The organism is Cellulomonas sp. McL0617 (assembly GCF_049994875.1).
In the GTDB taxonomy this organism is placed as follows: domain Bacteria; phylum Actinomycetota; class Actinomycetes; order Actinomycetales; family Cellulomonadaceae; genus Cellulomonas.
The window spans coordinates 997,622-1,015,048 of record NZ_CP188256.1 but is presented as its reverse complement, the minus strand read 5'-3'; the positions used below and the strand labels follow the sequence as shown (position 1 = coordinate 1,015,048).

The following is a 17,427-nucleotide window of genomic DNA, read 5'->3' as shown; positions in this document are numbered from 1 at the left end:
GGGTGTGCCGACGCGCTACTCGATAATGAGGGTGGTGCTGTTCACCCTCGCATCGTGGCACACGTCACGTGCCGCGGTCACGCGTTCCACCCCTTGGACACACGGTCCACGCGCCGACCAGTCGATCGCGTGCCGGATCGCACGGGTCTGTCCGCTCGTGGCTAGCGTGGGGTCATGCGGCCGACCGGCCGCACGTGGGACGAGATCCAGGAGACCGTATGTCGATCCCCAACCCGCCGCCCGATCGCCAGTCGGCCTATCAGCCTCAGCCGGGCCAGCCAGCGGCATCGGTCCCGCCGCACCTCGCGGCCCCCACGACGCCCCAGCCCGTGGTGCCGGCGCCCCAGCCGGTCGCACCCGCACCGTTGCCCCCGGCGGTGGAGCCGGTGGCAGTCGCCTACCCGGTCCCTGTGGCGCCGCCGAGATCCACCGCTCCGTCCGTCGACAACGGTCGCTACTGGGCCGGTGTCGCTGCGACCGCCGTCGTCGCCGCGCTCGTCGGGCTCGTGGGCGTGGTGATCCTCGATCAGATCATCAAGATCAACCTGCTGATCAAAGACCTGTTCGGCACGGACTCGGAGGCCGCCGCCTACATCGTCGGCGGCATCCTGTGCGCCGTCGTCGCGGGTGCCCTCCTGCAGCTGCTCGTGATGACCACACCTCGGCCGCGTGCGTTCTTCGGCTGGATCATGTTCCTGGCGCTCGTAGTCGCGGCCCTCATCCCGCTCACGTGGGGCGGCACGACCAAGCAGGCAGTGGCGACCGGCCTGCTCAACCTGATCATCGGCATCGCGATCTGGTCGCTGCTGTCCGGCGTGCTCGCCCGCACGCTGCGGCCCGGCAGCGTCGTCGAGTAGCTCGCCTGCGCACGGCCGGACGGCCGGTCACCCATCGTCGGGTGACCGGCCGTCTCGCTGTGCGGCTCTACGCCAGCTGGTGGAGCCAGCCGTGCCGGTCGGCCGCGCGGCCGTACTGGATGTCGGTCAGCTCGGCACGGATGCGCGTCGTGATCGGACCGGCCGTGCCGTCGCCGACGGTCAGGTCGAACCCCTCGCCCGCGAGCCGGCCGATCGGCGTCATCACCGCGGCGGTCCCGCAGGCGAACACCTCGCTGACGCTGCCGTCGGCGAGCCCGGCCTTGAGCTCGGCCAGCGTGATCGGGCGCTCGGAGACCTCGTGCCCGGCGTCGGTGAGCAGGCGCAGGATCGAGGAGCGCGTGACGCCCTCGAGGATCGAGCCCGAGACCGGCGGCGTCGCGACGCTGCCGTCGGCGTACACGACGCAGACGTTCATCCCGCCGAGCTCTTCCAGGTAGGTGTTGGTCGACGCGTCCAGGAAGCACACCTGCTCGAAGCCCTTGGCGTAGGCCTCCTGCTGCGGGAGCAGGCTCGCGGCGTAGTTGCCGCCGCACTTGGCGCCGCCCGTGCCACCCGCGCCGGCGCGGTGGTAGTCCTCGGCGACCCAGATGGACACGGGCCGGACCCCGCCGGCGAAGTACGGGCCGACGGGCGACGCGATGACCAGGAACTCGGCCTCGAGCGAGGGCCGCACGCCGAGGAAGCTCTCCGAGGCGTACATGAACGGTCGCAGGTACAGGCTCGTCTCCTCGCCGCCGGGCACCCAGGCCACGTCGGTCGCGACGAGGGCCTGGATGGCGCCGAGGAAGTCGGCCTCGCTCAGCGGGGGGAGCGCGAGGCGGTGGGCCGACCTGGCGAACCGCGCGGCGTTGGACTGCGGACGGAACGTCCAGACCGAGCCGTCGGGGTGCTTGTACGCCTTGAGACCCTCGAAGATCTCCTGCGCGTAGTGCAGGACGGCCGTGGCCGGGTCCATCTGCAGCGGGCCGTACTTCTCGACGCGCCGGTTCGACCAGCCGGTCTCCTGCGAGTACGAGATGCGGGCCATGTGTTCGGTGAACACGGTGCCGAACTTCGGCGCGGCCAGCGCTGCCTCGCGCTGCGCGTCGGGGACGGGTGTGTCGGTCCGCGTGATCTCGAATGTGTCGGCGGACGTGGGTGTTGCCAGGGTGCTCATGATCGGGGGCCTTTCACCAGAGTCGGAAACGACGGTACCGGTGAGGACGGCCGGGTGTCTCTGCGCAGGACTAGCCGGCGATGCGCGCGGCGAGGTCCTTGCCCACCTCGGCCGTCGAACGTACTCGCGTGTGTGAGTCCTGGCCCTTGCGGTCCGCGATGTCGTCGGCGACGGCCTGCTCGACGCGGGCGGCCGCATCCGTCAGGCCGAGGTGCTCGAGCAGCAGCGCGACCGACAGCACCGTGGCCGTCGGGTCGGCCTTGCCCTGGCCCGCGATGTCGGGGGCCGAGCCGTGCACGGGCTCGAACATGCTGGGCGCGGTGCGGTCCGGGTTGATGTTGGCCGACGCCGCCAGTCCGATGCCGCCGGTGATGGCCGCGGCGAGGTCCGTGAGGATGTCGCCGAACAGGTTGTCGGTGACGATCACGTCGAACCGCGACGGGTTGGTGACCAGGAAGATCGTCGCCGCGTCCACGTGCAGGTAGTCGACGGTGACGTCGGGGAACTCCGCGTTCACGGCCTCGACCGTGCGGCGCCACAGGTGGCCGGCGTGCACCAGGACGTTGTGCTTGTGCACCAGCGTCAGCTTCTTGCGCGGGCGGGCCGCGGCACGGGCGAACGCGTCGCGGACCACGCGCTCCACGCCGAACGCCGTGTTCACGCTGACCTCGTTGGCCACCTCGTGCGGCGTGCCGACGCGGATGGCGCCGCCGTTGCCCACGTACGGACCCTCGGTGCCCTCACGGACCACCACGAAGTCGATCTCGCCGGGGTTGCCGAGCGGCGACGTCACGCCGGGGTACAGGCGGCTCGGGCGCAGGTTGACGTAGTGGTCCAGCGCGAAGCGGAGCTTGAGCAGCAGCCCCCGCTCGAGCACGCCCGACGGGACGCTCGGGTCGCCGATGGCACCCAGCAGGATCGCGTCGTGCCCGCGGATCGCGTCGAGGTCGGTGTCGGTCAGCGTCTCGCCGGTCGCGTGCCAGCGGCGCGCGCCCAGGTCGAAGTCGGTCGTCGACACCGTGACCGGGCCGCCGTGCAGCGCCGTGTCGAGCGCCAGGAGACCCTGCTCGACCACCTCGGTGCCGATGCCGTCCCCCGCCACGACGGCGAGGTTGATGTGCTGGGCAGCAGAGGTGTCGACCATGGATCGAGCCTAACCCCCGTCCCACGGCTCGGGACGGGCGTCTCAAATTGTGGCAGGGGGTCAGTCGACGGCCGGCGTCGGACCGCTGGTGGGGTAGATGATCTCGAACCGCTCCAGGACCACCTCAGAGGCCGACGTGAACGCGTCCCCGAGCACCGCCCCGAACGACGCCTCGTGCTCGGCGACCCACGACTCCAGCGACGCGTCGGGGCCACCCTCGGCGGCCGCGTGCTCGCCGGAGACCTCGTCGAACCGGACGACCTCGACCTCGGTGGTCCGCAGGACCGCCCGGGGCTCACCGTTCGCGTCCGTGACGATCGAGAGGTCGCCGACGCGGGGCACCTCGATACCCTCGCCCTGCAGCTGCGCGAGGAGGGTCGCGGTGCCGGACTTGGTGCCGTCGAGCACGCGGCCGAGGAGCTCGTCGGCCGCTGCACCGTCGCCGTACGACCAGGACGGCGGCGGCACGACGTCGTCCGGGGTGCCGCCCATGACCGCGTCCATCTTGCCGAGCCCGACGTGACCGCGGGCGGCCTGCCAGAACGCCGAGATCCGCAGATCCTCGACCTCCCCGACCGTGCCCTGCGTCGGTGCCTGCTCGTCGGTCATCGTCGTCCCTCCGTCGTCGGTGCACCCATCCTTGCGCACGCGCCCGACCGACCCTAACCGTCCGACCACATGCGCGCGCACGCCACACGCGCCGCCGTCGGAGCGGTCCGCCCGGCGACGCACTCAGCGGGGGGTGGAACGCCGAACGGCACCGCGGGCCAGGCCGGCGGTGCCGTTCGGGGTGGTGCGTGGACCGGTCAGCGCGCGGCGCTGCCCTCGACGTAGTCGGAGTCCGACGGCTTGACCCAGGCGAACAGCTTGCGCAGCTCGCGGCCGACGGGCTCGATCGGGTGGTTCTGACCCTTCTCGCGCAGGGCCTTGAACTCCGGGGCGCCGGCGTCCTGGTCGGCGATGAACCGGTCGGCGAACGCCCCCGACTGGATGTCGGCCAGCACGGCCTGCATGTTGGCCTTCACGTCGGGCGTGATGACGCGGGGGCCGGACACGTAGTCGCCGTACTCGGCGGTGTCGGACACCGACCAGCGCTGCTTGGTGATGCCACCCTCGAAGATGAGGTCGACGATCAGCTTCAGCTCGTGCAGGACCTCGAAGTAGGCGACCTCGGGCTGGTAGCCGGCCTCGGTCAGGGTCTCGAAGCCGTACTGGATGAGCTGCGAGACGCCACCGCACAGCACGGCCTGCTCACCGAACAGGTCGGTCTCGGTCTCCTCGGTGAAGGTCGTCTTGATGCCGGCGGCACGCAGCCCGCCGATCGCCTTGGCGTAGGACAGGGCCAGCGGCCACGCCTCGCCCGACGCGTCCTGCTCGACGGCCACGATGACCGGGACGCCACGACCGTCCACGTACTCGCGGCGCACGAGGTGACCGGGGCCCTTGGGCGCGACCATGATCACGTCGAGACCCGCGGACGGCTTGATGTAGCCGAAGCGGATGTTGAACCCGTGCCCGAAGACCAGCGCGGCGCCGTCCTTCAGGTTGGGCTCGATCTCCTCGCGGTACACGATCCGCTGGAACTGGTCCGGCGCCAGGATGACGACGACGTCGGCGTCGCGCACGGCGTCGGCGATCGAGGCGACCTTGAGGCCCTGGTTCTCGGCCTTGGCGCGGGACGCCGAGCCCTCGCGAAGGCCGACGGTCACGTCGACGCCGGAGTCGCGCAGGTTGAGGCTGTGCGCGTGCCCCTGGCTGCCGTAGCCGATGACGGCGACCTTCTTGTTGGCGATGACGGACAGGTCGGCATCGTCGTCGTAGAACAGCTCGGCCACGGTGGAATCTCCTCGGTGTGTGGTTCTTCTGCTTGCTTGCTGCTGACGGAAAGGAATGCTCAGGCGGATCTTCAGGCAGACCTGTTGACCCGCTCCAGGGCGCGGTCGGTGATGGAGCGCGAGCCGCGCCCGATCGCCACCGTGCCGGACTGCACGATCTCGCGGATCCCGAAGGGCTCCAGGGCGGCGAGCAGGGCATCGAGCTTGCCCGGGCCGCCGGTCGCCTCGATGACGACGGTGTCCGGGACGACGTCGACGACGTGCGCGCGGAAGAGCTGGACGACCTCGAGCACGCTGGTGCGCTGCGTGGTGTCGGCCTTGACCTTGACCAGCATGAGCTCGCGCTGCACGGAGGCGGCGTCCTCGAGCTCGACGATCTTGATGACGTTGATCAGCTTGTTCAGCTGCTTGGTCACCTGCTCGAGCGGGTGCTCGTCGACGTCGACGACCACCGTGATGCGCGAGATCTCGTCGTGCTCGGTAGGACCGACCGCGAGGGAGTGGATGTTGAAGGACCGTCGCGCGAACAGGCCGGCGACGCGCGTGAGCACGCCGGGCTTGTTCTCGACGAGGACCGACAGCGTGTGGCGGTTCATCTCAGTCACTCCTCGCGGTCCCACGCGGGGCTGATCCCACGCGCGTACTGGATGTTGTCGTTGCTCACGCCCGCCGCGACCATCGGCCACACCATCGCGTCGCGCGACACGGTGAAGTCGATGACCACGGGCTGGTCGTTGATCTCGAGGGCGCGCTTGATGGTCGAGTCGACGTCCGCGGCCGTCTCGCAGCGCAGACCCGCACACCCATAGGCGTCGGCCATCTTCACGAAGTCCGGGATCCGCACCGTGCCGTGCCCGGTGTTCAGGTCGGTGTTGGAGTAGCGGGACTCGTAGAACAGCGTCTGCCACTGGCGGACCATGCCCAGCGACGAGTTGTTGATGATGGCGACCTTGATCGGGATGCCGTTGATCGTGCAGGTGGCGAGCTCCTGGTTGGTCATCTGGAAGCAGCCGTCGCCGTCGATCGCCCACACGGTGCGCGACGGGTCGCCCACCTTGGCCCCCATGGCCGCCGGCACCGCGTAGCCCATGGTGCCGAGGCCGCCGGAGTTCAGCCACGAGTTGGGCCGCTGGTACTTGATGAACTGCGCGGCCCACATCTGGTGCTGGCCGACGCCGGCCGCGAAGATCGACTCCGGCCCGGACAGCTCGCCGATGCGCGAGATGACGTACTGCGGCGACAGGTGGCCGTCGGCCGGCTCGTCGTACCCGAGCGGGAACGTCGCGCGCCACTCGTCGAGCTGGCGCCACCATCCCTCGAGGTCCGGCTTGCCGTGCTGGACGTGCTCGCGGGCGAGCTCGGGCAGCAGGTCGGCCATGACCTCCTTGAGATCCCCGACGATCGGCACGTCCGCCGTGCGGTTCTTGCCGATCTCCGCGGGGTCGATGTCGGCGTGCACGATGGTCGCGCCGGGCGCGAAGCTCGACAGCAGGCCGGTCACGCGGTCGTCGAACCGGGCGCCGAGCGCCACGATCAGGTCCGCCTTCTGCAGCGCGGCGACGGCCGCGACCGTGCCGTGCATGCCGGGCATGCCCAGGTTCTGCGGGTGCGAGTCCGGCAGGGCGCCGCGGGCCATCAGCGTGGTCACCACCGGGGCGCCGGCGGCCTCGGTCAGCGCCTTGAGCTCGGCGGCCGCGCGTGCCCGGATGACACCTCCCCCGACGTAGAACACCGGCTTGCGCGACGTGGCGATCAGCCGCGCCGCCTCACGGATCTGCTTGGCGTGCGGCTTGGTCACCGGGTGGTAGCCGGGCAGGTTGAGCTCCTGCGGCCACGAGAACGTGGTGCGCGCCTGCATGGCCGACTTCGCGATGTCGACGAGCACCGGACCGGGACGGCCGGTCGAGGCGATGTGGAACGCCTCGGCGATCACGCGCGGGATGTCGTCCGGGTCAGTGACGAGGTAGTTGTGCTTGGTCACCGGGAGCGTGATGCCGACGATGTCGGCCTCCTGGAACGCGTCGGTGCCGATGAGGGACGCACCCACCTGCCCGGTGATCGCGACCAGCGGCACGGAGTCCATGTGCGCGTCGGCGATGGGGGTCACCAGGTTCGTCGCCCCGGGGCCCGAGGTCGCCATGCAGACGCCCACGCGGCCGGTCGCCGCGGCATAGCCCGCGGCCGCGTGGCCGCCGCCCTGCTCGTGGCGCACCAGGATGTGGCGCAGGCGCGTGGAGTCCATGAGCGGGTCGTACGTGGGCAGGATCGCGCCGCCCGGGATGCCGAAGACGACCTCGGCACCGGCCTCCTCGAGCGAGCGGACGATCGACTGCGCGCCGGTGACCTGCTCGGGCCCGATCGCGCTGGTGGTGGCTGCGGGGAGTCGGGGCGTGGTGACGGCCGCCGTCGTCGGGGCGGAGGTGGGCGTGCGCGGCGGTGCCGGGTGTGGGCCCTGGACCATCGATGTCTCCCTGGGTGCTGCGTTGGTGCTGGCTGGCGATGAACACAGAAAAGCCCCTCGAGCCACGGAACGGGCTGGACGAGGGGCGAGCGCGCTGACGAGGCCTGTGCGGGAGGCTTCAGCCGGCGCGCTCAGGAAGTACTACGACGAGGGTGATGTGCACGGGGACGACAGTACGCCCAGGTCTCGTGCATGTCACGCCACCGGCAGCGCGTCTCACATCGTGGTTCACGTGATCAGTGGGCGGACGCGTCGGCCGATTCGGGATCCATGTCGAACGCGGGCAGCCCGTCGATGCTGGTGCGGTTCTTGAGCCGGCGGTAGTCCGCCTGACCCTCGACGCCCTTGCGCTCCATGTACGGCGGCAGCAGGTCGCGCTCGCCGTCCAGGCTCATCAGCGGGACGCCGTACCCGCACGAGTCCGCGACCCGCTCGACGTCCACGACGATCACCGCGCGGGCCCCGGCGGTCGGCGGGAACAGCGCGGACAGCTCGTCGAAGCCCTCGTCGTAGAGCGTGACGAAGCGGCCGCGACCGTGCAGCCGGACGATGTTGGGCGGCCCCTGGAACGCGCAGAACATGATCGTGATGCGGCCGTTCTCGCGCAGGTGCGCGATGGTCTCCGAGCCGCTGGCCGTGATGTCCAGGTAGGCCACCGAGTGCTCGTCGAGCACCACGAAGGTCCCCCCGATCCCCTTGGGCGAGACGTTCACGTGCCCGTCCGGGCCGCTCGGCGCGGTCGCGACGAAGAACATCGGCTGCGCCTCGATGAACGTCCGCAGCCGGCCGTCGATCTTCTCGTGCACCTTGCCCACGACAGCTCTCCTCCCGGTTGCCTCGAGCCTACGTCCGGCCGTCCACCGGATTCAGGCGGGGCTCACCAGCCGGAATGAGGGCAGGCGGCGGCGCCGGACCAGCCACTCGGCGACCACCAGGTTGGGCAGGAAGCAGAGGAACGGGACGGCCGCGTAGGCGTTGGCGAACGCCGCGTCCGCGTCGGCGCCCGACGAGATCCACGGCGACTGCAGCCCCATGAGCAACCCGGTCCAGAGGCGCAGCGTGACGGCGGCGTAGGTCAGCGCGACGTTGCGGATCATCCAGGCCTGGTGGCTCGGCACGTCGCCGCCCCGGATCGCGTGGTAGCCGCGCCAGCCCGTACCGACCCAGAGGATCGCCAGGGTGCCGAACCCGAAGAACCCGACCATCCCCGCGGAGTTGACCGGGGCGAGAGTCAGCGCCGCCACCCCTGCCACCAGCACCGCGACGAGGTACAGGCGGCCGACCGCTCGGTGCACGACCCGGAAGCGGTCGCGCAGGCCTGCCCAGAACTGGACCGGGGCCAGCACCAGCGCGATCCCACCGGCGCCGACGTGGGCGTAGAACACGGCGTGCACCCAGGCGGGCTTGCCCTCGTAGGCGGCGGCGAGGCCGACCTTGTCGCCGGCCAGCTCGTGGAGCGGTGTGGTGAGGTACGGGCTGACCGCGTAGACCGCGATCGCGAGCGACGAGAGCAGGATCCACGTCCAGCCGACCCGGTTGCGCGGAGCCGTGCCGACCGACCGAGCGGTGCGGGGCGGTGCGCCTGTCGTCGTCATGTCTCGACGCTAGGGATCGCCGCAGGTCAGCGTCTGTGGGGCGAACCCACGCGCTAGGACGGTGGCTGACCCCCACGCCGGTAGACGCGCGCCTCCCACGGGCGCAGCGGCGGGGCCGGCGCCGCGTAGTTGGACAGGATCAGCTCGCCCGGGTCGTCGGCGAGCGAGACGTCCTGCGACGACCCGGAGAAGTTGCCGAGGACCGTGAGGGTGACCCCGTCGAACGAGCGCGTGAAGGCGTAGACGTGCTCGTGGTCGGGCAGCAGCATCGTGAAGTCGCCGAGCGCCACGACCGGGTCGTCGTGCCGCAGGGCGACCAGACGGCGGTAGTGGTGGAACACCGAGTCCGGGTCCGCGCGCTCGGCGACGGCGTTGACGACGCCGAAGTTCGCGTTGACGTCGATCCACGGGGTGCCGGTGGTGAAACCGGCGTTCGGGCCGGTCGACCACTGCATCGGGGTGCGGGCGTTGTCACGCCCCATCTCGGCGATGCCCACCATCGACCCCGACTCCGCCACGTGCCGCAGCGTCTCGATGTCGCGGTACTGGTCGAGGCGCGTGAAGTGCGCGTTCGTCATCCCGAGCTCCTCACCCTGGTAGACGTACGGGGTGCCGCGATGCAGGTGCAGGACGGTCGCGAGCATCGTCGCGGACTCTCGTCGGAACCGTCCGTCGTCGCCGAACCGGGACACCACGCGCGGCTGGTCGTGGTTGTCCCAGTAGAGGCTGTTCCAGCCCGCCTCGGCCAGTCCGGTCTGCCAGCGGCCGAACGACGCCTTGAGGTCAGCCAGCCGCAGCGGGTGCACGTCGAACTTGCCTCCCGGACCGTGGTCGAGACCGACGTGCTCGAACTGGAACACCATGTCGACCTCGGCGCGCGACGGGTCCGTGAAGTCCCGGGCCTGGTCGACCGTGACGCCCGGCATCTCGCCCACGGTCAGCAACCGGTCCGGACGGCCGGCGAACACCTCCCGGTGCATCTCCGCCAGGAACTCGTGGATCCGCGGGCCGCAGACGTACGACGCCGAACCGTCGGCCCACACGCCGTGGCTCACCGGTCCGTCGGGCAGCGAGACGTCCTTGGAGATCATGTTGATGACGTCCATGCGGAAGCCGTCCACCCCGCGGTCGAGCCACCAGCGCATCATGGCGTAGACGGCCTGCCGGACCTCGTCGTTCTCCCAGTTGAGGTCCGGCTGCTTGCGGGCGAACAGGTGCAGGTAGTACTCGCCGCTCGGCTCGTCCAGCTCCCAGACCGGCCCCGAGAAGAACGAGCCCCAGTTGGTCGGCTCGGCGCCCGGCGCCCCCGCCTCCAGGCCCGCACGGGGCGGGCGCCACCAGTACCAGTCCCGCTTCGGGCTCGTCGGGTCGCGGGACTCGACGAACCACGGGTGCTCGTCGGAGGTGTGGTTCACGACGAGGTCCATGACGAGCTTCATGCCCCGCGCGTGCAGGGCCGTGATCAAGGCGTCGAGGTCGTCCAGCGTGCCGAACATCGGGTCGACTGACTGGTAGTCACTGATGTCGTAGCCGTTGTCGTCCTGCGGGGAGGCGTAGACCGGCGACAGCCAGACGACGTCCACGCCGAGCTCGACGAGGTGGTCGAGGTGCATCAGGACTCCGGGCAGGTCACCGATCCCGTCACCGTTCGAGTCCGCGAACGACCGCGGGTACACCTGGTAGACGACGGCTCGGGTCCACCACGGCGCATCCTGGGCGCTCCAGCTCACTTGATGGCACCTCTCGTCACGCCGGAGATGACCCACCGCTGCGCGAAGACGTAGACGAGGATCATGGGAATCATCGCCATCAGGTACGACGCGAAGGCGACGGTGTAGTTGCTGCTGAACTGGCTCTGGAAAACGTACTGCTGGAGCGGGATCGTGGCGCCTCGGGGGTCGGACACGATGATCAGGGGCAGCAGGAAGTCGTTCCAGGCCCAGATTGCGGCGAGGATCCCGACGGTCGCGTTGATCGGCGTGAGCAGCGGGAAGATCACCTTCCAGAACACCGTCCACGTGTTGGCGCCGTCCATCACCGCGGCCTCTTCCAGCTCCTTCGGGATCGACTGGATGTAGGCGACGTACACGAAGATGTTGAACGACAGCCCGAACACCACGTACAGCAGGATCAGGCCGATCTGGTTGTCCAGGTGCAGCTGGGCGGTCAGCTTCGCCACGGTCAGCATGATGATCGGGAACGGGATGAACAGGGCCGCGATGAAGTAGAAGAACAGGCCCTTGAACAGCCTCTTGTGCATGTTGCGGGCGATCGCGTAGGCGATCATCGAGTTGGTCAGCAGCGTCAGCGTCACCGAGCAGACCGTGATGATGGCGCTGTTCAGGAACGACCGGCCGAAGTTGGTCAGCTTCCAGGCGTCACTGAAGTTGGCCCACCGGATCGGGTTCGGCCAGGTGAACCCCGCGCCCGTGAGCTGGTCGGGCGTCTTGAGCGCCGTGACCACCACGAGGTACATCGGCACGAGGATGCTGAGCGACAGGAAGATCAGGAGGCCCGTGAGCCACCAGTTCCGCTTGCCGCCCTCGTCGCCGTCCCCGTCGCGCTGCCGACGGCGCTTGGCGACCTTGGGCGGCAGGGCGTCGCCCGTCAGGACGATCTCTTCGCTGGCCGGGCGATCGGTCAGGACCGGGGCGCTCATCACGACACCTCTCGACGCTGCAGGACTCGGAGCTGGACGAGCGCGAACAGGATGATGACGATCATGAAGATCACCGAGTTGGCCATCTGGTAGCCGAACTCACCACCCTGGAAGCCGCCCTTGTAGATGAGGACGGAGACCGACTCGGTCGCCGTCCCTGGTCCGCCGCCCGTGAGGGCGATCACGTGGTCGAACACCTGCAGGAAGCCCTTGAGCGCCAGGACCATGTTGATGGTGAAGAACGCCGAGATCATCGGGAACGTGATGCTGCGGAACTTCCGCCAGGCGGACGCGCCGTCCAACGACGCGGCCTCGTAGAGCTCGGGCGGCACTGTCTGCAGCCCGGCGATGTACAAGATGATGTTGAACGCCGCCGCCTGCCACACCGCCAGGATCACGATGGCGATCCAGGCCAGGCTCGGGTCCGCCAGGATCGACGACGAGAACTTCTCGTTGCCCATCGCCTTCGCGATCGCCGGGATCGAGAACGTGAACAGGTACTGGAACACGTAGCCGATGACGATGATCGACAGGATCTGCGGCACGAAGTACACGGCCCGCAGCGACGTCTTGAACTTGATCCTGCTGTTCAGCGCCACCGCGATCGAGAGCGCGATGACGTTGACCAGGATCGTCGCGACGATCGCGAACTGGAAGGTGAACAGGTAGGAGTGCCGGACGCGGTCGTCCGAGAACAACGCCTTGTAGTTGGCCCAGCCGACGAAGTTGTACGGCCCGTACCCGGGTGAGTCCGTGAAGCTGTAGAAGATGCCCTGCAGCACAGGGACGGTGTGGAAGAGGAAGAACAGTGCGAACGCCGGCAGCACCATCCAGTAGAAGGTCCTGGGGGTGCGTGACGCTATGCCTCTGCGCTTCACCGGCGGGGTGTCGACGGGTGGCTTGACCCGCTCCTCGGTGGTGGTCATGACTTCACCGCCCCGAGTCCCCAGGTGCGTCGCGCGGCGACCTTGTCCCAGCTCTCGTCGAGTTTGGTGAGCATCTTGTTGGCGTCCTTGTCGGTGAGGTACTCCTGCAGCAGCGGCGCCAAGGGGATCGCCGGGATGAACTGGTGGTCGGTGAACCCCACCAACCGCCCGTCGTCGATGTACGACTGGATGCCCTCGAGCGCCGGGTCGTTGTTGGAGGCGCCTGCGATCGCGGGGATCGCGACCTGCGCCTCGGAGTACTTCTGCACCACGTCGGGCTGCATCAGGAACCGGATGAACTTCTCCGACGCCTCGGCGTGCTTCGAGTGCGCACCTTGCGTGACGAGGACGTCCACACCCGAGACGAGCGTGGTCTTGGCGGCGTCGTTGGTGGCCGGCAGCGCGAATGAGCCGACCGTGAACTTCGGCTTGAACGTCCGGATCTGCGGCACGGCGTAGCTGCCGAGCAGCAGCATCGCGGACTCGCCCTCGGCGAAGGCTCGGGTGCCGTCCTGGTACCCGAACGCCCCGGGATCCGGCTGCGTGTATTGATACAGCTCGCCGAGCTCGTCGATCGCCGTCCGCCAGCCCTTGGAGAACGTGGTCTTGTCCGCGAACCGGTCCTGGAAGAAGTTCGCCGGCGCGGTCTGGGCCGTCAAGGGCGCGAGCGGCGACTGCGGGGTCCATGCGTCCTTGAGCATCCCGTAGAAGGGTGTGATGCCCGCGGCCTTGAACTTCTTCGCCGCGGCGAGGAGCTCGTCCCACGTGGTCGGGACGGCCACACCCTCCTGCTTGAACAGAGCCTCGTTGTACAAGATGCCCGAGGCGTTCGCCGCGAAGGGGATCCCGTTGACCGCGTCCGGACTGCTCTCACCGAGCGCCTTCACGACCTTGATGTACCCGGGGTTGATCTCCTTGAGGAGGGGGTCGTCCCGGAAGTCCTTGAAGATCCCCGCCGACGCGAACTCGCCGTAGGTGCCATTGCCGTTGAGCGTCATGACGTCCGGTACGTCGTTCTTGACCAAGCGAGTACGCAAGGCGGTCTCGGGGTCGGCGACGTTCTGGATGACGACCTTGATGTCGGGGTTCTGCTTCTCGAACTGTGCGGTGAGGTCCTCGAAGTACTGCTTTGCCTCACCCTTGAACTGAAAGAACTGGATGGTCTCGCGTCCGTCGTTGCTGGAGCATGCAGCGAGGGGGACGACGAGGGCCGCCGCTGCGAGGCACGCGGCAAGACGGGCCCGGTATGAGGTCATGCGATGCCTCCTGGGGAGATGTGCGCGGGCTGCGGCGCGTCGATGCGCGTGGCCCGGACCAGCACGGAGCGCTCGGGGTAGAGGACGGGAGCACGAACCCCGACCTCGGACAGTGCGTACCCGGACATCCGGACGCCGTCCGTCCACCAGGGCAACGGGCTCTGGCCCGTGCCTTCGATGCGGTTCCCGGGCGGGAGCGGGCGCACGTCGTAGACGCCGTCCGGATCGAGACCGGGCAGCCGGAGCCACCCGCTCGGATAGGTGAGGGTCGTCGTCAGCTGGACGACCGCATAGACGGCCTCGCCCTGGTCGACGGCGACGACGCCGTGGACCCGCAGGGCTGGGTCGGGGTGGTCCGCATGGACGCGGCGACCGGTGTGCAGCAGTCCGCGCAGAGCCTTGTGCGCGGCGATCCACTCGGCCAGCCGAGCGCGCTCCTCGTCGGTGGCACGCGAGACGTCCCACTCCACCCCGAGGTGACCGAAGAACGCGGAGGCGGCGCGGAAGTCGAGCGTGTGCTGCCGTCCGGTCGAGTGCGAGACGGGGGCGCCCACATGCTCGCCGATCAGCTCGGGGGGCAGGAGCAGCTCCGTCCAGCGCTGGATCTGCTCGCGCTCGATCGGGTCGATGCAGTCGCTCGCCCACACCCGGTCGGTGCGCTCGAGGATCGCGAGGTCGACGCGCGCACCGCCGGCCGCACAGGACTCGATCTCGAGACCCGGGTGGCGTCCGCGCACGATGTCGAGCAGCCGGTAGACCGCGAGGGTCTGACCGTGCACGCCCGCCGTCCCGAGCGGACCGTGGCCGGCGTCGACCAGGTCGCGGTTGTGGTCCCACTTGAGGTAGGCGATCGGGTACTCGACGAGCAGCGCGTCGAGCCGGCTGAGGATGTGGTCGAACGCGTCCGGGTGCGCCAGGTCGAGCACCTGCTGCCGGCGCGACGAGGGAGGGACGCGGTCCGGCGGACCGAGGATCCAGTCCGGGTGGGCCCGCGCGAGGTCGGAGTCCGGGTTGACCATCTCCGGCTCGACCCACAGGCCGAACTGCATGCCGAGCGCCGTCACGTGGTCGGCGAGCGGGTGCAGCCCCTCGGGCCACACCTCGGGCGACACGTACCAGTCGCCGAGCCCGCGGCTGTCGTCTCGCCGCGACCCGAACCAGCCGTCGTCGAGCACGAACCGTTCGACGCCCAGCCCGGCCGCGAGCCCGGCCAGCTCGGTGAGGCGGTCGAGGTCGTGGTCGAAGTACACCGCCTCCCAGGTGTTGAGCGTGACCGGTCGGGGCGTGCGGGGGTGGTGCGGTCGCGCACGCAGGTGGTCGTGGAACCGGGACGCCAGCTCGTCGAGCCCGTCGCCGTGGCTGCCGTACAGCCAGGGCGACTCGTACGACTCCCCCGGCTCCAGGCGGACCTCACCGGGCAGCAGGAGCTCACCGCCCCCGAGCAGGCTCTCCCCCGAGATGGCCCGCTCCGCCAGCACGCGGTGGTTGCCGCTCCACGCGACGTGCACCCCCCAGACTCGGCCGGACCGCGCCCCGAAGCCTTCCTCTCCCGCCACGAGCAGGAGCGTCGCGTCGGCTCCCGGCCGCCCCCGGCGGCTCTCGCGCAGGTGCGTGCCGACGACGAACGGCAGTCGCTGCGGGCTGCGCTCGCGCAGGTGCCGACCCGTCGTGTCCAGCAGCTCGGTGGCGGTGTCCGGCACGGGGAGCGTCGGCAGGACGGCCTCGACGTCGAACGCGGTGCCGCCGGTGTTGTGCACGGTGGCACGCAGGCGCACAAGACCGGACGACGTGACCTCGATCTCCAGGGTCGCCCGCAAGCCGGCCCGTTCGTCAGCGGCATGCGCGACGAGGCGCTCCTCGGCCTGCTCGAGCTCCAGCATCCTCAGTCGCGGCGCGAAGTCGCTGCCGGCGCGATGGCCGGCCAACCCAGGCGTGCCGAGCCAGCCCGCGGCGTGCTCAGGGAGCACCGCGACCGGGACGGGAGCGTCCAGTCCGCCGCTGACGCGCTGCGGCACCTGGGCGTCCGCCAGCGCGACGAGCGCCTCGCCCGACATCACGCCTAGGTCCGCGCCCCAGTGGACGATCCGGGGCAAGCCGTCGCCCCGGACGTCCACCACGAGGCTCGTGCCGCCGGCACGCAGCTGCAGGGGCGCGGAGGTGCGGGACAGGACGGGCACGGCGACCCCTTCGGCGCGGGTGAATAGTTCCATAGTGGAAGGAACGTACAGGCTTGAGTGTGACCTACGCCACATGAACGCGCAATTCGACGGATATTTGCATCCGATGCGGAACAATCTGCCAAGATGGAGCCATGGTGCCCAAGCCGTTCGCGGGGATGCCTGAGGGGGGTCCACCCGCCTGGACACCCGAGGGCGGCACGGCTCTCGACGTCGCGCTCGAGGTCCTTCTGCGAGGACCGCTCTCCCGAGCCGAGCTCGCCCGGCGCCTCGACCTCTCCCAGGCGACCTTGTCCAGGCTCACCAAGCCGCTGGTGGAGCGCGGCCTGCTGGTGGAGTCGACGGGACGCGCCGACACGACCGCGGGCCGTCCTGGGCAGCCGCTGGACGTCGATCGGTCGTCGCACGCCTTCGTCGGCGTGAAGCTCACGGGCGAGGCCGCGCACGCGGTGCTGGTCGACCTCGGCGGCGCCGTCATCGCCGCGCGGACCGTCGACCTCGACTCGCACGAGCCCGACGCCGTGGCCGACCGGGTCGCCCTGGTGGCCGCCGAGCTGGCCGACACGCCGCGCGTCGTCGGCATCGGGGTCGGCCTCGGTGGCCACTCGCCCGACCGGTCGACGGTGCGGATCGCGCCGTTCCTCGACTGGCACGACGTGCCATTCGGGGAGCTGCTCGCCGAACGCACCGGCCTGCCGTGCGTCGTCGAGAACGACGTCGCCGCCCTGACCGCCGCGGAGCACTGGTTCGGTGCGGGTCGCGGTCTCCACACGTTCGCCGTGCTCACCGTGGGTGCAGGCGTCGGCTATGGGCTGGTCGTGCACGATCGAGTGCGCACTCATCCCGACATGGGCCTCGGGCTCGTCGGGCACTTCCCCGTCGACCCGAACGGTCCCCTGTGCGCCGAGGGCCACCGCGGATGCGCGACCGCGGTGCTCACCATCCCGTCGCTGACCCGGCAGGCGAGCTTGGCGCACGGTCGTCGGATCGGCTACGACGAGCTGATGGTCCTCGCCGAGCAGGGCGACGCCGTGGCCAGGCAGCTGGTCGACGAGGCCGCGCGCGGGCTCGGCCGGCTCGTCGCCGCCGTCGCCAACCTCACCATGCCCGACCGCATCGTGCTGACGGGCGAGGGCATCGCGCTCGCGACCGTCGGAGGGGAGGCTCTGCAGGACTCCATCGACCGCGAGCGCGACCCGCGTGCGTCGGTGCTGGACGTGGTGGTGCGGCCCGGCGACTTCACGCAGTGGGCCCGCGGCGCCGCGGTGGTCGCCCTGCAGGACTTCGTCCTGCGCAGCCCGTAGACGGTTCCCGCCGAGGTCACGTTCCAGATCAAGCGC

Annotated in this window: 15 protein-coding genes; 2 read left to right on the top strand and 13 right to left on the bottom strand. The window is 70.0% G+C overall.

The genetic code is table 11. The features are described from left to right. The first annotated feature begins 218 nt into the window (after positions 1–218). Positions 219–857: a DUF6069 family protein gene (locus ACPPVS_RS04500; RefSeq protein ID WP_426594822.1), complete on the top strand. Its 639-nt coding sequence runs from the start codon at positions 219–221 to the stop codon at positions 855–857. Positions 858–924: 67 nt separating this feature from the next. Here the strand turns inward: ACPPVS_RS04500 and ACPPVS_RS04495 are convergent, their stop codons facing one another. From ACPPVS_RS04495 to ACPPVS_RS04435, 13 genes are all read right to left on the bottom strand, one after another. Next, positions 925–2,034 carry a branched-chain amino acid aminotransferase gene (locus tag ACPPVS_RS04495; RefSeq protein ID WP_426594820.1) on the bottom strand — a complete coding sequence of 370 codons (1,110 nt, stop codon included), beginning with the start codon at positions 2,032–2,034 and terminating at the stop codon, positions 925–927. Between the two features lie 70 nt (positions 2,035–2,104). Beyond that, entirely contained in the window at positions 2,105–3,178 is a 1,074-nt protein-coding gene (locus ACPPVS_RS04490; RefSeq protein WP_426594818.1) for a 3-isopropylmalate dehydrogenase, read from the bottom strand. Between the two features lie 60 nt (positions 3,179–3,238). After that, positions 3,239–3,787 (bottom strand): ASCH domain-containing protein, encoded by a 549-nt coding sequence (locus tag ACPPVS_RS04485; protein ID WP_426594816.1) that lies wholly within the window; start codon positions 3,785–3,787, stop codon positions 3,239–3,241. A gap of 197 nt (positions 3,788–3,984) precedes the next feature. Beyond that, positions 3,985–5,013, bottom strand: coding sequence for a ketol-acid reductoisomerase (gene ilvC, locus ACPPVS_RS04480; RefSeq protein ID WP_426594814.1), 1,029 nt, complete (start codon positions 5,011–5,013; stop codon positions 3,985–3,987). Positions 5,014–5,084: 71 nt separating this feature from the next. Next, positions 5,085–5,609, bottom strand: coding sequence for an acetolactate synthase small subunit (gene ilvN / locus ACPPVS_RS04475; RefSeq protein ID WP_426594813.1), 525 nt, complete (start codon positions 5,607–5,609; stop codon positions 5,085–5,087). Between the two features lie 5 nt (positions 5,610–5,614). Beyond that, complete coding sequence (locus ACPPVS_RS04470) at positions 5,615–7,474, bottom strand: acetolactate synthase large subunit (protein WP_426594812.1); 1,860 nt, start codon at positions 7,472–7,474, stop codon at positions 5,615–5,617. A gap of 236 nt (positions 7,475–7,710) precedes the next feature. Continuing rightward, entirely contained in the window at positions 7,711–8,289 is a 579-nt protein-coding gene (locus ACPPVS_RS04465) for a pyridoxamine 5'-phosphate oxidase family protein (RefSeq protein ID WP_426594811.1), read from the bottom strand. 51 nt (positions 8,290–8,340) lie between these two features. Next, positions 8,341–9,069, bottom strand: a complete 729-nt coding sequence (locus ACPPVS_RS04460; protein WP_426594810.1) for a DUF2306 domain-containing protein — start codon at positions 9,067–9,069, stop codon at positions 8,341–8,343. Positions 9,070–9,122: 53 nt separating this feature from the next. Next, positions 9,123–10,799, bottom strand: a complete 1,677-nt coding sequence (locus tag ACPPVS_RS04455) for a glycoside hydrolase family 13 protein (protein WP_426594809.1) — start codon at positions 10,797–10,799, stop codon at positions 9,123–9,125. Next, positions 10,796–11,728 (bottom strand): carbohydrate ABC transporter permease, encoded by a 933-nt coding sequence (locus ACPPVS_RS04450; RefSeq protein WP_426594807.1) that lies wholly within the window; start codon positions 11,726–11,728, stop codon positions 10,796–10,798. Before ACPPVS_RS04450 ends, ACPPVS_RS04455 begins: the two co-directional genes overlap by 4 nt. Next, complete coding sequence (locus ACPPVS_RS04445; RefSeq protein WP_426594806.1) at positions 11,728–12,654, bottom strand: carbohydrate ABC transporter permease; 927 nt, start codon at positions 12,652–12,654, stop codon at positions 11,728–11,730. The genes ACPPVS_RS04450 and ACPPVS_RS04445 overlap by 1 nt, the downstream gene beginning before the upstream one ends. Continuing rightward, positions 12,651–13,910 carry an ABC transporter substrate-binding protein gene (locus ACPPVS_RS04440; protein ID WP_426594805.1) on the bottom strand — a complete coding sequence of 420 codons (1,260 nt, stop codon included), beginning with the start codon at positions 13,908–13,910 and terminating at the stop codon, positions 12,651–12,653. The genes ACPPVS_RS04445 and ACPPVS_RS04440 overlap by 4 nt, the downstream gene beginning before the upstream one ends. Then, positions 13,907–16,120, bottom strand: a complete 2,214-nt coding sequence (locus ACPPVS_RS04435) for an alpha-galactosidase (protein WP_426594804.1) — start codon at positions 16,118–16,120, stop codon at positions 13,907–13,909. The genes ACPPVS_RS04440 and ACPPVS_RS04435 overlap by 4 nt, the downstream gene beginning before the upstream one ends. 101 nt (positions 16,121–16,221) lie before the next feature. On the opposite strand from ACPPVS_RS04435, the gene ACPPVS_RS04430 reads away from it, so the two are divergent. Next, complete coding sequence (locus ACPPVS_RS04430; RefSeq protein WP_426594803.1) at positions 16,222–17,391, top strand: ROK family protein; 1,170 nt, start codon at positions 16,222–16,224, stop codon at positions 17,389–17,391. Positions 17,392–17,427 lie beyond the last annotated feature (36 nt).